Genomic DNA, 15,467 nt, shown 5'->3' on the forward strand with positions numbered 1-15,467 from the left:
TTTATATTTTATTCTTCCCAATAATTTTTTGAAACCATACTTAATCTTGATAAATCACCTTTTTTCCTTCCTACTTTTGCACAATGTTTTCCATTTACTTCTACTATATCTGCAGTAAAATCTATTTTTTCTTTTAATAATTTTGAACCTACTCCATAACTATCAACCGGAACATCTAACATTTCAAAAAGCTTTATTTTATCCGCATCAAAACCTCCAGATACTAATATCTTTAAATCTTTTAATCCATTATTATCAAAAATCTGTCTTGCACGCCATACTAACTCTGGATTTACTCCTAATGAAGACTTATCCTTAGGAACAACACTTTTATCCCTTAAACTTCCAGAAGTATCAAATCTTACACCCCATATTTTATTTTTACCTGGTCCTATTATTTTTGAAGGATTGCTAATTCCTGGTTTAAATTTCTCACCTGTTATATATTCATAAAATCTTGAAACTACTTTCATTGTTGTTCCAATTACATCATTATCCCAATCAACAAGAACTATTCTATTCACATTACCATCAATATGTTTATCAAATGCAATAGCTGCTTCTGCAGTATCTCCACCATATGAAGCAATCAATGCATGTGGAATTGTTCCAAGCGATTCTATTCCCCAATAATCAGCATTTGCATCAGTAGATACACCAAATGCCCCTGCTTTTAATGCTGCATATCCATCTGTTGCCTGAACCCAAAAATGATCAAAACGAGCACTGAAAAATAATATTGGTTTTCCATTTGCCACGTCAACAACTTTTTTTACAGATGTTGCTGTTGATGTTGCCCTTGCTAATACACCTAAAAGAATCGTTTCAAGATAGCCATAATATGCTGGATCTCCTTCAATTGTTAAAACAGGTTCCATATCTTTTGCTTCATCACCATCGTATAATGCTTTTACTTCTATTTCATTCCATTTATCTACCCATAAATCATTTAATAACATTCTTAAATCCCATTTCTTAGATGTTATGTTTAATAATTCCTCTTTATCCATTTTATGCGCAGCATTTTGAAGAGCTTTTTCAAGGGATAATATTTGATTAAACAATTCATTAGCTCTATTTTCATCTTTATAATAACCAGTTCCAAACCTTAAAATAGCTAAAGCTTCATCAATTCCCACTACTACACAATCTTTTCTTGGAAAATATTGATAAAGCACATTTACATGTTTATTATCTTTTTTTAATACTTCGACATATCTCGTAAAATACTTATCAGAATAATATCCCATTCTAATTCTATCTATTGGCACTTTAAATAATTTTGGATGCAATCTTTTTGGCATTCTAATCACCTCAAGTTTAATTATATATTTAAATTTATTCTTAAATGTTTTATAAACGTTAAAGTTTGTTACATGAAATCACTTTATCCTCTTTTATATTCACACCTTCAAGTTCTAAAAAATATTTTTTCCAATGACTTCCTCCACCGTAATTTCCTATTTTACCATCGCTTTTTATTACTCTATGACATGGAAATATTAAAGGAAGTCTATTTTTAGCCATTACTGTTCCAACAGCTCTTGCAGCATTTGGATAACCTGAAAGTATTGCTAACCCTTTATACGACACCACATTTCCAAATTTTATACTTTTTAAAGTCGTTAATACTTTCTTTTCAAATTCATTTCTAAATACAATATCATATGGTAATTCATCTAATACATCTTTACCCTCTAAATATTCTTTAATCTTATAATAAAAATCCATGGTATAAGCATCATAGTATTCTTTTAATTTTTCATTTAAAATTTCTACTTCTACTATTTTATTATTTTTAACAAATCCAATTATACTACCATAAATCACACTTACAATAAACTTATTCATATTTTCATCTCCTAAGTTTTGTTCTTTAGTAGTATACCAGAAAATTTTTCATATTCATACATCAATTTACTTTAAATATTTACAAATATCTTTTAATATCTCAAATTTTCTTATTATTCTTAAAAATATCTATAATATGAAAATTTTTTCACACTCGCTAATTTTTTTTATTTATATTTAAAATGGATATTTTTATGATATAATTATAAAAAAAGTATTTAATAAAATGCTTAGGAGGATTTATATGACAACAGGATTTTTAGGAACATTACTATGGTTAATATTTATTTTTTATGTTTTAATGGGACCACAAATGAAATTTGCTCAATTAATTGCAGGTAGAAAAAGTATTTTATCTTCTCTTTCAAAAAAGAGAAATTCTACTATCATTACATTAATTCACAGACAGGAAAGTATGGGATTTTTAGGTTTTCCTTTCTACAAATATATAAATGTAGAAGATAGTGAAGAAATCTTAAGAGCTATTAGAAAAGCTCCAAAAGATAAACCCATTGATTTGATAATTCACACTCCAGGTGGACTTGTTTTGGCTGCTACTCAAATAGCAAAAGCTTTACATGACCATCCTGCAGAAACAAGAGTTATTGTTCCTCATTATGCAATGAGTGGTGGTACATTGATTTCATTAGCTGCAGATCAAATCATTATGGATGAACATGCTGTTTTAGGACCTGTTGATCCTCAATTAGGGCAAAACCCTGCTCCAAGTATTGTAAAAGCTGTAGAACAAAAAGGATTTGATAAAGTTGATGATCAAACTCTTATTTTAGCTGATGTAGCAAAAAAATCTATATCTCAAGTTCAAAAATTTATATTCAATCTACTGAAAAATAAAATGGATGAAAATAAAGCTGAAAAATTGGCACAAACTTTAACGGAAGGCCGTTGGACACATGATTATCCTATTACTGTTGAAGAAGCTAAAGAACTTGGATTAAATGTTTCGACAGAGGTACCAGAAGAAGTATATACTTTAATGGATTTATATTCACAACCAGTTAGACAAAGAGGAACTGTAGAATTTGTATCATATAATGATAAAAAGCTCTGAGGCAAAAACCTCAGAGTTTTTTTCGACTTGGTCGACAGCTTCGACAATTTTCGTCAACCTTCGACACTGAATTTATTTATTATATAAATATTTATATTTACCAGATAATCTATAAATACCATTTTGCTCAATTATTATCCCAAGTTCATATAATCTATCAAAAATAGAATATGCTGTTGAACGAGCTAATTTAAATTTATCTATTGCATTTTTTACTATTTCTTCTCTAATTCCTGGATATAATTTTTCATTTATCAAAAGTTTTTGTTTTTCTGTTAATGAAACTTCATTCAAATACTCATTCACTATATCTTTTATAGTATTTTTTGCAAAAGTAAATTCTATTCTATTTATTTTTTTTGATAATGCTTCAAATATAATTTTCTGCATAATCCAAAAAGCATCTCTCGGATTTCCATCAGAATAATCAACTATTAAATCTATAACTTTTTCATCAAAAAATTGTATATCATCTTTTATTCTTTTTATTATTATTTCTTTTATTTCACTATTTGTAAACTCTCTTAAATAAATAATATCCTTAATTACATTTTCCAAATTCCCACTTTCATTTTTATGCATTCTATCATATTTATACTCTCTATATATCGAATAAGGTAAAGATACCATAACTATAATACCGTCCTTTTGGAGTTCTAATTTTAAGTTATCTAATACCAACAAAACTTCCTTTTTACTTTCTTTATCTAATTCATCTATAATTAATATAACTTTCTTATACTTTTTTACCAATTCATCAGTCAAATTATTCAGATACTCTTTTGCTTTAAAATAATTAAATCTTGGTATTTTTTGATTTTGTGTCGCTAAATTTGCATTTCCAACAAAATTCATCCCCATCGAAAAACCCTTTATATATGAAACTTCTTCTAAAATCCAATCCTTTATTTCCCTTGATATTTTTATATCTTCCTCCGTTTTTAGTGCTATATTATACAAGATATCATATAATATTGTATCTTGGTTTTCTCTCTGAGTTAGAGATATTTTAATAGAATAATAATCAGTATATATATTATTTATTACTGTTGTTTTTCCTATACCAGTTTCTCCACATATTCCATATATGCCGTATGGTTGATAGCTAATTATTAAATTTATTTTTTCAAATTCTTTTTCTCTATTAACCAATAAATTTTTATTTTTTGAATTTAATGGTTTATCTGCTATTTTTTCTATTATTTTTCCCAATTCCATATTATCACCTCTTCAAGGAATTATTCTTGATTGCTCTCTCTGATTTTGTTTTTTTGGTTTTCATTTAAATTTTCTTATAATTCTATTGTGTTTTACAATTACATTATATCATAATCAACTTCGACTTGGTCGACAGCTTCGACAATTTTCGTCAACCTTCGACAAAAAAATCCCCTCTAATTTAAGAGGGGATTTTTTGAATTTATTATCACATTGGATATTATAAATGTGAACATAAATAATATTATCAAAATCATTTAAAATGCTTTTTTGTATACACATCTTTTCTATGCATAACATTAATAATTAAAATTACTAATTTTCCATGATTAATTGTAAATATAATTCTATAATCTCCACTACGTAATCTAAAAAAACCTCTTCCTTCATCTTTTAATTTTTTTACATCTAAACTTACCTCAACATCTTTATTATAATAATTAATTAACTTTTTTAAATCCTCCTTAATTTGTTTTTGGAATTTAGGATCTATCTTTTCAAAAGATTTATAGGCTTTTTTAGTCCAATGCAATTCCCATTCTTGATTAGAGTTTTTCAATCTTAACCACTTCCATATCTTCATTTGTTAGTTTTTTTAATTCATTAAGTATTTCAATATTTTCTTCATCGCTAACTTCTGGAAGTGTTGATAACAGTTTAAAATAAAGAGTATTATATTCTGAATCTTTTAGGTATTTATCAACAGCCTCATCGATAATATTGCTTATGCTTTTATTTTTAATTTTTTTCAATTCTTGAAGAATCATCCAGGTCTTATTTTTAAGATTTATATTATGCCTGCTCTTTTTTTCAAAATCTTTAATAGTACTCATATTAAATCACCTCAATTCTTTTTTTGTGTATATACACAAACATTATATCATATAATGATATCGTCTGTCAATGAAAATATTTTCTAAAAAAATAATATGAGCGAATATTTGAAATTTATAAAAATAATGTGATGAACCATTGAAAATTCCCGAGAAAATTCTAATGGAGCAGGTCAATTTTGCATGGATGCAAAATTGAGTGAAGCCGAACACGGATGTGAGTCTGACACGACCTGCAAAATGAGAATTTTCGAGGACTCAGAATTTTCGAGGACTCAGAATTTTCACCTGGTGAAGAACATTATTTTATAATTTTCTTCATTTTTTCAGATTAGCAATCAAGCGTTTAAATGAGTTTTATTTTGATAATTTGGAATTATATAAAATATTGTTATTAATAATCCTGTTATACCTAAAAATATTAAATAATACCCACTATGAATTTTATCTATTACTTTTCCACCTATAGATATACCTATTATTGTTGATATTTGCGTTATCACCATTTTTAATGATCCAATTCTTCCTCTTATTTCATTATCTATACTCATTTGAAATTTTGAATTTATTATTACATTGGATATTATAAAGGATATATTAAACATAAATAATATTATCGAAATTATCAAAAATTTTATAATTTTATTTGAAAAATTCCAAAGTATTACTATTCCTAAGAATAAAATTGTAATATTCAAAATAATATTTGACAATTTAAAATATTTTGTTTTTTTATTGTTTGTCATTATAAAGGTTATTAATGAAGCTCCGGCTAAAGAACCTATTGTCATAGCCGTTTCGGATAAACCCACATATGTTGGTGAAAAACCTCCGTCCCTTTTTATTATTACAGGTATAAATACTGCAAAAATTGGTATCATCCATACAGAATAAAATATCATCATATTCAATAAATGTTTTAGCTCTTTTTTAACTTTCAAATATTTTATTCCATTTTTTATTTCATTAAAAAACGATATTTCTGATAATTTTTTCTTGTTTTCTATATTAAATTTATATTCAATATAAATTTCGCTTATTCCTGATAATATGAATGTTATACCATTAACAAATAGTAAAATTTTAATTCCGTATATGCTATATAAAAAAGCACCTATTGGAGGACCTGCCAGCGAAGAAATATTTGAAACAATCAGAAGATATGAATTTGCTTTTTCAAGATATTGATTTTCCACAATTTCTGGCAACATTGCATATGTTGAGGTATCAAATAATGTACTTATAATAGATTGTATAACTAAATATACAAATATCATCCATACACTTATAATATTATTTGCTATAAGAAATGCCATAACTAAACACAATATCCCACTGATAAAATCCATTTCAACCATTATTTTCTTCCTATTATAATTATCAGCTATAACTCCCAAAAAAGGTCTTATTAATATTTCAAAAACCATGATAAATATTGTTGCTAACCCAAGTATTGTTGCTGATTGTGTCATATCCAATAATAATAGTGGAAAACCTATAACTTGAATTGTATCTCCTAAATTTGATATAAATCTTCCAAATATATATAATTTGAAATTTTTATTCATATTTTCACCTCATCATATTATTTCAATACAATTTATTCCAAAATAATTATTTCTTATATGGTTTAAAGCTATTAAAATATTTTTAATTTTATTTATTATATCATATAATATATATTTATCGTTAATTTTTTGGTTAATTAGATTTTATTGATAAAAAATCCCCTCTAATTTTAGAGGGGATTTCAGACTGTTGACAAAGTATTTTCTAAAAAAATAATATGAACGAATACTTGAAAATTCCCGAAAAAATATGAATGAAGGCGGATAAAATCACATGGATGTGATTTTAAGCGAAACCAATCAGGATGTGCGTTTGAGCGACCGCCGGGAATGAATATTTTTGAGGATTTAGAATTTTCCGTATGAGTGAATATTATTTTTTGAAAATACTTTGTATTTATTTTTGAGTTTGTCTACAAACTTAAATCCCCTCTAATTTTAGAGGGGATTTAAGTTATCACTTTTTTATCTCTAAAGAAAAATCTATATACTTCACTTCTGTCGTTAATTTTCCCATAGAAATTATATCAATACTATCATCAACATAATTTAAATAATTATCTTCATTAATACCACCAGAAACCTCAACAATTATATGTGGATATTTTTCTTTTAGTTTTTTTGCTGTTTTTTTAGCATTTTCTGATGGAAAATTATCCAACATTATAATATCAACATTATTTTTTGCTGCTAAAATTGCATCTTCTTCATTTTCCACTTCAATTTCTATTTTTTTTGTAAAAGATTTATATTTTTTCACAATATTTATTGCATTTTCAATGCCACCATATAATGCTATATGATTATCTTTTATCATTATACTTTCTGATAAATTCCATCTATGCGTATCTCCACCACCATGAATTACTGCTAATTTTTCTAAATTACCTAACCCTGGAAATACTTTTCTCGTTGCTGCAAGTTTTGTTTTACCATTTATTTTACTAACAAGATTATATGTTTTAGTCGATATCGCGCTCATTAATGATAATACATTAAGCATTGTTCTTTCTACAATCAATATATTATATGCATTTCCTTTTATTTTTCCAATTATAGTTTTATTTAATTTATCTCCATCATTATAATAAAATTCTGATTCTATATTAAATTCATTTAATAGTCTTTGTATTATTTCTATTCCTGATACTACAACATTAGAATTTTTTAATAATATTTCTGCTGTTGTTTCTTTATTTCTTAATTCATATGAGGCTATATCAAAAAAATTATTGTCTTTCTCTATCCATTCTTTTAATAATTTTATTTCATAATCAAACATTTTATCCCTCCATTAATTTAAACATATTCATTATAGGGATTTTAGCCTTTTCAATTATTTCTTCTGGTAAATTAATTTCATTTTCTTCATTTAATAATGCTTCATATACATTTTTCAAATTATTCTTTTTCATGTTATTACATATACCTAATTCTTTTAAAGGATAGAATTTTTTATCTTTAAATGTTTTAGGCAATTTATGAATCATTCCTATTTCTGTTCCTATAATAAACTCTTCTGTTTCGTCTTCTTTAGGAAATTTCATCATTTGCCCAGTACTACCAATATATTCACACAAATCTCTAACCTCTTTTGATGATTCTGGATGAACAATAATTTTAGCATTTGGATATTTTTCTTTTGCTTTTCTCACATCTTCAACAGAAAATCTATTATGCACATAGCAATACCCTGTTTCTCCTGGAATTGGTATTATTTTCTTTCCTGTCTTTTCTGCTACATATGAACCCAAATTTTTATCTGGACCAAATAATATAGTGTCGGAATCTATTTTACTTACAATTTCTACAGCATTTGCTGATGTACATGTATAATCTGCCAATGCTTTACATTCAGCAGTGCTATTAACATACAATACTACTGGTGCATTTGGATATTTTTCTTTAAAGGATTTTATTATTTCTGGTGTTAAAGAATTAGCCATAGGACATGTTGAACCTTTTGTTGGAACTATTATTTTCTTTGATGGATTTAATATTTTTAATGTTTCTGCCATGAAATCTACACCAAGAAATAAAATTTTGTCGTTTTCTATTTCTGTAGCTAATCTTGCTAATTGTAATGAATCACCTGTTATATCTGATAAATCCTGTAATTCAGAAATTACATAATTATGACCTAATATTGTATATCCTTTTTTTTCTTTTAATTCTTTTATTTTTTCAATTAATTCCCTTTCAATAGCGGTTTCTTTTATCATATTATCCTCCTATTCTAAAATTTGTATTTAGATTCTTTAATAAACCAACAATTGATAATGGCGCAAGATAACTGGTTTTTGGATTTTTTGATGGGAAATTCTCAAATTCAAACTTATAATTTCCAGCTTTTGAAATTATTTCAACTGTATGTATATTTCTTTCAACTTTCGGATCTGCAATTATTCTTACTTCAACTTTTTCAAAATTTCTTGCTGCTAAAGACAAAGTAACTGCAACATTTACATTTTTTGGAAACCTTTCAATTGCTTCAATGGAATTTCCTTCAAAAATTATTTTTTCTTCTGTTATTTCTAACCCTAAACTTTTTGGTGGTTTTCTCGTTGTTAAAGTTATTTTTTCTATCTTATCGTATATTGCATTTATTAAATCTATTCCACCAATAGCTCCAGAAACAACATATACTTTATTATTAGTGCTGTTTAATTTTTTCACAAAATTATATCTAAAAATTTTATCTGCAAAAGCACCTGTACTCAATACTATTAAATCTTTATTCATATCAAGTATTTTTAAACCATATTCTTTTAACGCTTCAACAGACGCAACTTCAATAACATAATCAACTTCTAAATCTTTTATCTGATTTATCTCTTTATATTCAACATTGTCAAAAATATACTTAAGCTTATCAACTTGTTCTTTGTTTTTGTCATATATATAAGCTTTTTCAATAAAATCATACATTTCTTCTAAAATGATTTTTGCTGAATTACCTCCACCAAGAAAAAATAATTTCATATTATCCCTCCATTACCTTACTTTACTTTATTATACTCTTATAGTAAATAATAGTCAAGAAAATAATATAAACTACAAAATCACTTAACAAATTTTATTAATATTTGAAATATTCATACATAAATAACGTATTTTCTTTGTTGACATTTTTTTAATTTTAGTATATAATAAATATGAACAACTATTCATATGTGAAAGATGGTGAACTAAATGAGTAAAGATAAAAATACTACAAAAGATAATATTGAAGTTTGTCAAACAATTGAAATTCATGAAGATATTATAAAAAAAGTTCATGAAAATACACCAGATGAAAACACTTTAAATAAATTAAGTGATCTATTTAAAGTTATTGGAGATAAAACACGAATGAAAATTTTATATGCTTTAATGCAGGTAGAAGAGATGTGTGTATGTGATATATCTGTTGTTCTTAATAAAACAACTTCTGCTATTTCACATCAATTAAGGGTTTTAAGGCAAGCTGATCTTGTAAAATATCGAAAAGAAGGAAAAGTTGTTTATTATTCCTTAAATGATGAACACGTAAAAGAATTAATCGAAGTTGGATATATTCATGTAACTGAAAAATAAACTTTTTATATAAAAAACACTCGCATCAACGAGTGTTTTTTATTTATATTATATATTTTACTCTCAATATTCTTAATGTATTAAATACTGCTATTATAGTTATTCCAACATCTGCAAAAACTGCTCCCCACATATCTGTTTTACCTAATGCACCTAAAATAAGGAATAATATTTTTACTCCAAGCACTATTGTTATATTTTGCCATGTAATCTTTAAGGTTTTTCTGGATATTTTCATTGAATCTGATAATTTAGAAATATCATCATCCATTATGACAACATCTGCTGCTTCTATTGCTGCATCTGAACCAAGACCACCCATAGCAATACCAACATCTGCTCTGGTTAATACAGGAGCATCATTTATTCCATCTCCAACGAAAGCTGTAGAAACCCCTTCACTAAACTTTTCAAAAAAGTTAACTTTATCTCCTGGAAGTAGCTCAGCATAATATTCATCAATTCCAATTTCTTTTGCAACTGATTGAGCAACCTTTTCACTATCTCCTGTAAGCATCACTGTTTTTTTAACTCCTAAATTTTTAAGATTTTTTATTACATCTTTTACTCCCGGTTTTATTTTATCTGATATTCCAATATAACCGGCAAATTTTCCATCAATTGCAACAAATACTATAGTTCCGCTAAAGTTTATTTCAGGTGTTTTTATCTTAAATTTATTCATTAATTTTCTATTTCCTACAAGTATTTCTTTTCCTTCTATTTTTGCTCTTATACCATGTCCTGAAATTTCTTCATAATCTTCAATAATGTTTTTGTTTATTTCCTTTCCAAATTTTTTCTTTATCGATTCTGCAATAGGATGATTTGAATGTTCTTCAGCATAAGCTGCTATTTTAAGTATTTCATCTTTTTTGAATCCATTAAATGTTTTTATCTCTACAACTTCAAAAACTCCTTCTGTTAATGTTCCTGTTTTATCAAAAATAACCGTATCTAAATTTTTTAGTCGCTCCAGATAATTTCCACCTTTTACAAGAACCCCTTGTTTTGACAATGCGCCTACACCTGCAAAATATCCAAGAGGAATAGAAACAACAAGACCACATGGACAGGAAATAACAAGGAAAATTAAGGCTCTATATAACCATTCATTAAATGGTGCTCCTGTAATTAATGGTGGTAAAGCAGCTAATGCAATAGCTAAAAAGACTACTACTGGTGTGTAATATTTAGCGAATTTTGTAATAAGTTTTTCTGTTTTAGCTTTTTTTGCTGCTGCATTTTCAACCATATCAAGTATCTTGGATATTGTAGATTCAGAATATTCTTTTTCAACTTTCACAGTAATAAGTCCATTAAGATTTATAAACCCACTCATAACTTCATCATTTTCTTTTATGGTTCGCGGAATTGATTCTCCAGTTAATGCTGAAGTATCTACCATCGAATTTCCTTTAATAACTATTCCGTCTAAAGGTACTCTTTCGCCAGGTTTTACTATTATTAAATCACCTTTTTCAACCTCTTCTGGTGATACTCTTATTTCTTTACCTTCTTTTAAAAGATTTGCATAATCTGGTCTTATATCCAGCAATGCTTTTATTGATTTTTTTGAATTATCTACTGCCATATCCTGTAATAATTCACCTATTTCAAAAAACACCATAACTCCAACAGCTTCTGGAAATTCTCCTATTGAAAAAGCTCCAATTGTTGCAACACTCATTAAAAAGTTTTCATCAAAAACATTCCCTCTTATAATATTTTTAAATGATCTTAATAATACTTTTCCACCAGAAATTAAATATGCAACTATGTATAATGTTACCTGTAACCAGAATGGTTCTTTTACAAATAAAGCTGCTATAAATACACCAAGGGCTGAAACTAATCTGATAATTTCTAGCTTTCTATTAAACTCTTCTTCTTCTTCCTCTTTATTTTTTCTTTTTCTTTCATTTTTCTCATAAACTTCTACATCTGGTTCTATTTTTTTTACTATTTTTTTTATTTCTTCTATTTTCTCTTCATCTTCTACTTTAATAGATAAAGTTTTTGTTATGAAATTAAGTTCCACACCATCTACATTATCTAAATTTTTTACAGTATCTTCTATCTTTGCAGCACAACTTGCACAATCTAACCCTTCAAGCACAAGTTCTTTTTTCTCCATTTTAATCCCTCCTCTATATTTGAACATTTGAATATTAATTCAAATGTTGGTTTTTTTAAAAGGGATGATTTACTCCCCTTTTATTTTTCTATATACAAAATCAAGAATATTTTTTATATTATTTCCATTTAATGATATCACTATGAGTTTCTTTAACTTCACAAATATCCATATCTTTTTCATATTCTATAGTATTCATAATTAATCATCTCCACTTTATCTTAAAATGAATATTCTTTGAATATTCCTAAACTTCTGATTTGTAAATTTAATTCTAATCTTAATTTGGTATTGTATTTTTCTGCTGTATTATAGGCATCAAATACTTCTCTTTAGATAAATCTTATCTGAAAAACCAACCAAAGATAAAATCAATACCACCAATACTATAAACTTTTTTTCATACTCAAACCTTCGTTAATTTTATTTTTATTTGAATAATTGAATTATTATTCAATTATATTATAACAAAAATCATTTATAAAGTCAACTCTATGCGTTTATTTAGGGTGTATTTTTTATTTCTTTGATGAAATGTATTTACCTAATGGAATATTTGGTTATGGATCTAATACATTTAATTACTGGATTAAATTATATTCTACATCAAATATCACACCGATAAAAATTAATAGATGGAATGAATTTTCGTCGATTTTAAAAAATAGAAATTATGCAGAAATTATAATAGAAGATATATGGAACAACACAAAAAAATATAAATTTATTTTAGTTAATACAAATGAACTATAAAAAATATAGCTGGAAATCCAGCTATATTTTATTTAGTAATTCTTCAACAGTATCTGCTGAAATTACTTCACCGTCTTTTTTTATAAAAACTTTTGAGTGACATATCTCACATTCATCAAGACAGTTAGCTACAAAATATTCTATATTTTTACTTTCTAAATATTCTACAACTTTTTCTGTTCCTTTGTTGTGTTTACATAATTCTACCATCTTTATACCTCCCCTCCTATATGGGGTTATATTTTTATTATATTCTATAAACTTTAAATATTTTTGAAATTATAATAACAAAACCCCTCAAAAAAATATTCGAGGGGTTTTTGTTTTAGTGTTCTAATTTCAATAATTTTGCATTTATTGCAACTATAACTGTACTTAAAGACATAAATACAGCACCTACTGCTGGACTTAAAAGAATTCCCCACTTATACAAAACACCCGCTGCAAGAGGTATAGCTATAGCATTATAGCCTGTTGCCCATAATAAATTTTCTATCATTTTTTTATACGTATTTTTAGCAAGACCTATTATTGAAACAACATCTCTTGGATCGCTTCTAACTAATATTATATCCGCAGATTCAACTGCAACATCTGTACCTGCTCCAATTGCTATACCAACATCCGCTTGAACCAAAGCAGGTGCATCGTTTACTCCATCTCCAGTCATTGCAACAACTAAATTTCGGGATTGAATTTCCTTTATCTTTTGTGATTTTTCATGCGGTAAAACCTCTGCAAAGTATTCATCAAGTTCTAATTCTTCAGCAACCCATTTTGCTACCTGTTTATTGTCACCTGTTAACATCATACACTTTATACCCATTTCTTTCAATTTTGCTATTGCTTCTTTTGATTCTGGTCTTATAATATCGGCAAGACCAATTGCTCCTTTTAATTCAGAATCTATCAATACATAAACTACTGTTTTTCCTGCTGATAACATTTCATTTATTTTTTCATTTTCAATTTTTATATTTTTTTCCCTCAAATATCCAGGACTAACTACCATAACATGTTTTCCATTTACATTACCTTCAGCTCCTTTTCCCGGAATGGCTCTGAAGTTTTCTACCTTCATTGGATTTTCAGCAGATTTTGCAATAGATTTCGCAATTGGATGTTCTGAATGTGCTTCAACTGAGGCAGCATAATTTAAAATATCTTCTTCATTTATATCATTTGAAAGATTAACTACATCAGTTACACCAAATTTTCCCATTGTCAAGGTACCAGTTTTATCAAACACTATAGCCTGAATATTTCTTGCTCTTTCAAAAGCTACACGATCTCTAATAAGTAATCCATTTTTTGCTGATATTGCTGTTGAAACTGCAACAACTAATGGAACTGCCAGCCCCAGTGCATGAGGACAAGTTATTACCATAACTGTAACTGTTCTTTCAAGAGCAAAAACAAAGCTTTTTTCCATTAGCCACGTCCAGATGAAAAACGTTATTGCACCGCCTGATAATGCAATAAAAGTTAACCATACTGCTGCACGATTAGCGAGATCCTGTGTTTTAGATTTGCTTTCCTGTGCTTCTTTTACAAGCTCAATTACCTGAGAAAGATATGAATCTTTTCCTGTATTTTTAACTTTTACTTTTAATGAACCTTCACCATTTATTGAACCACCAATTACAAGATCATTTTTCTTTTTTGATACAGGTTTACTTTCACCTGTTAACATTGATTCATTTAATGAACTTTCTCCCTCTATTATAATACCATCGGCAGGAACTTTTTCACCTGGTTTTACAACAACAATATCCCCTGTTTTCAATTCTTCAAGAGGAATATCCATTAACGAACCATCTGGCATAAGTTTATGAGCATCTGAAGGCATCAATTTTGCTAATTCTTCTAATGCACGTGAAGCTCCCATTACTGATCTCATTTCAATCCAGTGACCAAGCAACATAATATCAATTAATGTTGCTAATTCCCAGAAAAATATACCTCCTTCTAAACCAAAAACAACCACACTACTATATACATACGCTGTACTAATTGCAACTGCTATCAAAGTCATCATTCCGGGTTTTTTACCTTTGACTTCTTCATAAAAACCTTTTAAAAACGGATAACCACCATAAAAATAGATAAAAGTTGAAATAGCAAAAAGTACATACAAATCTCCTGGAAAAGATAGCAACTTTTCGAGTCCAAGTAATTTCTGAACCAATGGAGATAATATTAAAACTGGAATTGTTAAAATTAATGATATCCAAAAACGTTTTTTAAAATCTTCAACCATCTGAGCATGATGACTGTGATGATCGTGATGTTCATGATTATGTTTCATTGAATGATCATGATGTTCTGAATGTTCATCTTTCATATTATGATTATGATGATCATGACTCATATTCATTCCCTCTTTATCCATATATTTCCCCCCTCTTTTTTCAAAAAATTAATGACATATTGAAAATTTCCAGATGTCATATTATCTT

The 15,467-nt window shown here is 27.2% G+C and carries 15 protein-coding genes; 3 read left to right on the forward strand and 12 right to left on the reverse strand.

Translation table 11 applies throughout. From position 1 onward, the window contains the following. Positions 1-8: 8 nt before the first annotated feature. Both JRV97_RS04970 and JRV97_RS04975 read right to left on the reverse strand, forming a co-directional pair. Positions 9-1,304, reverse strand: a complete 1,296-nt coding sequence (locus JRV97_RS04970; protein ID WP_281000778.1) for a nicotinate phosphoribosyltransferase — start codon at positions 1,302-1,304, stop codon at positions 9-11. Between the two features lie 58 nt (positions 1,305-1,362). Next, the gene (locus JRV97_RS04975; RefSeq protein WP_281000780.1) at positions 1,363-1,851 is read right to left on the reverse strand and encodes a methylated-DNA--[protein]-cysteine S-methyltransferase; all 489 of its coding nucleotides are present in this window, start codon (positions 1,849-1,851) and stop codon (positions 1,363-1,365) included. A 244-nt stretch (positions 1,852-2,095) separates the two neighbouring features. Here JRV97_RS04975 and JRV97_RS04980 point away from each other — a divergent pair, with 244 nt between their 5' ends. Next, a complete protein-coding gene (locus JRV97_RS04980; protein ID WP_281000782.1) occupies positions 2,096-2,923 on the forward strand; it encodes an SDH family Clp fold serine proteinase in 828 nt (275 codons plus the stop codon). 72 nt (positions 2,924-2,995) lie between these two features. On the opposite strand, the gene JRV97_RS04985 is transcribed toward JRV97_RS04980, so the two are convergent. The 7 genes from JRV97_RS04985 to nadX form a co-directional block, all read right to left on the reverse strand. Beyond that, entirely contained in the window at positions 2,996-4,141 is a 1,146-nt protein-coding gene (locus tag JRV97_RS04985) for an ATP-binding protein (RefSeq protein WP_281000784.1), read from the reverse strand. A gap of 253 nt (positions 4,142-4,394) precedes the next feature. Then, the gene (locus JRV97_RS04990; RefSeq protein WP_281000786.1) at positions 4,395-4,700 is read right to left on the reverse strand and encodes a type II toxin-antitoxin system RelE family toxin; all 306 of its coding nucleotides are present in this window, start codon (positions 4,698-4,700) and stop codon (positions 4,395-4,397) included. Further along, entirely contained in the window at positions 4,687-4,974 is a 288-nt protein-coding gene (locus JRV97_RS04995) for a hypothetical protein (RefSeq protein WP_281000788.1), read from the reverse strand. Before JRV97_RS04995 ends, JRV97_RS04990 begins: the two co-directional genes overlap by 14 nt. Before the next feature lie 338 nt (positions 4,975-5,312). After that, on the reverse strand, positions 5,313-6,542 hold the full coding sequence (locus JRV97_RS05000; RefSeq protein WP_281000790.1) for an MFS transporter: 1,230 nt from the start codon (positions 6,540-6,542) through the stop codon (positions 5,313-5,315). Positions 6,543-6,999: 457 nt separating this feature from the next. Beyond that, entirely contained in the window at positions 7,000-7,824 is an 825-nt protein-coding gene (gene nadC / locus JRV97_RS05005) for a carboxylating nicotinate-nucleotide diphosphorylase (protein ID WP_281000791.1), read from the reverse strand. 1 nt (position 7,825) lies between these two features. After that, the gene (gene nadA, locus JRV97_RS05010; protein WP_281000794.1) at positions 7,826-8,764 is read right to left on the reverse strand and encodes a quinolinate synthase NadA; all 939 of its coding nucleotides are present in this window, start codon (positions 8,762-8,764) and stop codon (positions 7,826-7,828) included. A gap of 1 nt (position 8,765) precedes the next feature. Beyond that, on the reverse strand, positions 8,766-9,524 hold the full coding sequence (gene nadX / locus JRV97_RS05015) for an aspartate dehydrogenase (RefSeq protein ID WP_281000795.1): 759 nt from the start codon (positions 9,522-9,524) through the stop codon (positions 8,766-8,768). Between the two features lie 210 nt (positions 9,525-9,734). Between nadX and JRV97_RS05020 the strand changes: the two genes are divergently transcribed. Then, positions 9,735-10,118, forward strand: coding sequence for an ArsR/SmtB family transcription factor (locus tag JRV97_RS05020; protein ID WP_281000797.1), 384 nt, complete (start codon positions 9,735-9,737; stop codon positions 10,116-10,118). Positions 10,119-10,161: 43 nt separating this feature from the next. Here JRV97_RS05020 and JRV97_RS05025 read toward each other — a convergent pair whose 3' ends face one another. Then, on the reverse strand, positions 10,162-12,255 hold the full coding sequence (locus tag JRV97_RS05025; protein WP_281000799.1) for a heavy metal translocating P-type ATPase: 2,094 nt from the start codon (positions 12,253-12,255) through the stop codon (positions 10,162-10,164). A 534-nt stretch (positions 12,256-12,789) separates the two neighbouring features. On the opposite strand from JRV97_RS05025, the gene JRV97_RS05030 reads away from it, so the two are divergent. Continuing rightward, on the forward strand, positions 12,790-13,008 hold the full coding sequence (locus tag JRV97_RS05030) for a hypothetical protein (RefSeq protein WP_281000802.1): 219 nt from the start codon (positions 12,790-12,792) through the stop codon (positions 13,006-13,008). 21 nt (positions 13,009-13,029) lie between these two features. Here JRV97_RS05030 and JRV97_RS05035 read toward each other — a convergent pair whose 3' ends face one another. Both JRV97_RS05035 and JRV97_RS05040 read right to left on the reverse strand, forming a co-directional pair. Beyond that, complete coding sequence (locus JRV97_RS05035; protein WP_281000804.1) at positions 13,030-13,218, reverse strand: DUF1450 domain-containing protein; 189 nt, start codon at positions 13,216-13,218, stop codon at positions 13,030-13,032. A gap of 115 nt (positions 13,219-13,333) precedes the next feature. Continuing rightward, complete coding sequence (locus tag JRV97_RS05040; RefSeq protein ID WP_281000806.1) at positions 13,334-15,400, reverse strand: heavy metal translocating P-type ATPase; 2,067 nt, start codon at positions 15,398-15,400, stop codon at positions 13,334-13,336. Positions 15,401-15,467 lie beyond the last annotated feature (67 nt).

The sequence above is a fragment of the Marinitoga aeolica genome (assembly GCF_029910535.1).
GTDB classification, from domain to species: domain Bacteria; phylum Thermotogota; class Thermotogae; order Petrotogales; family Petrotogaceae; genus Marinitoga; species Marinitoga aeolica.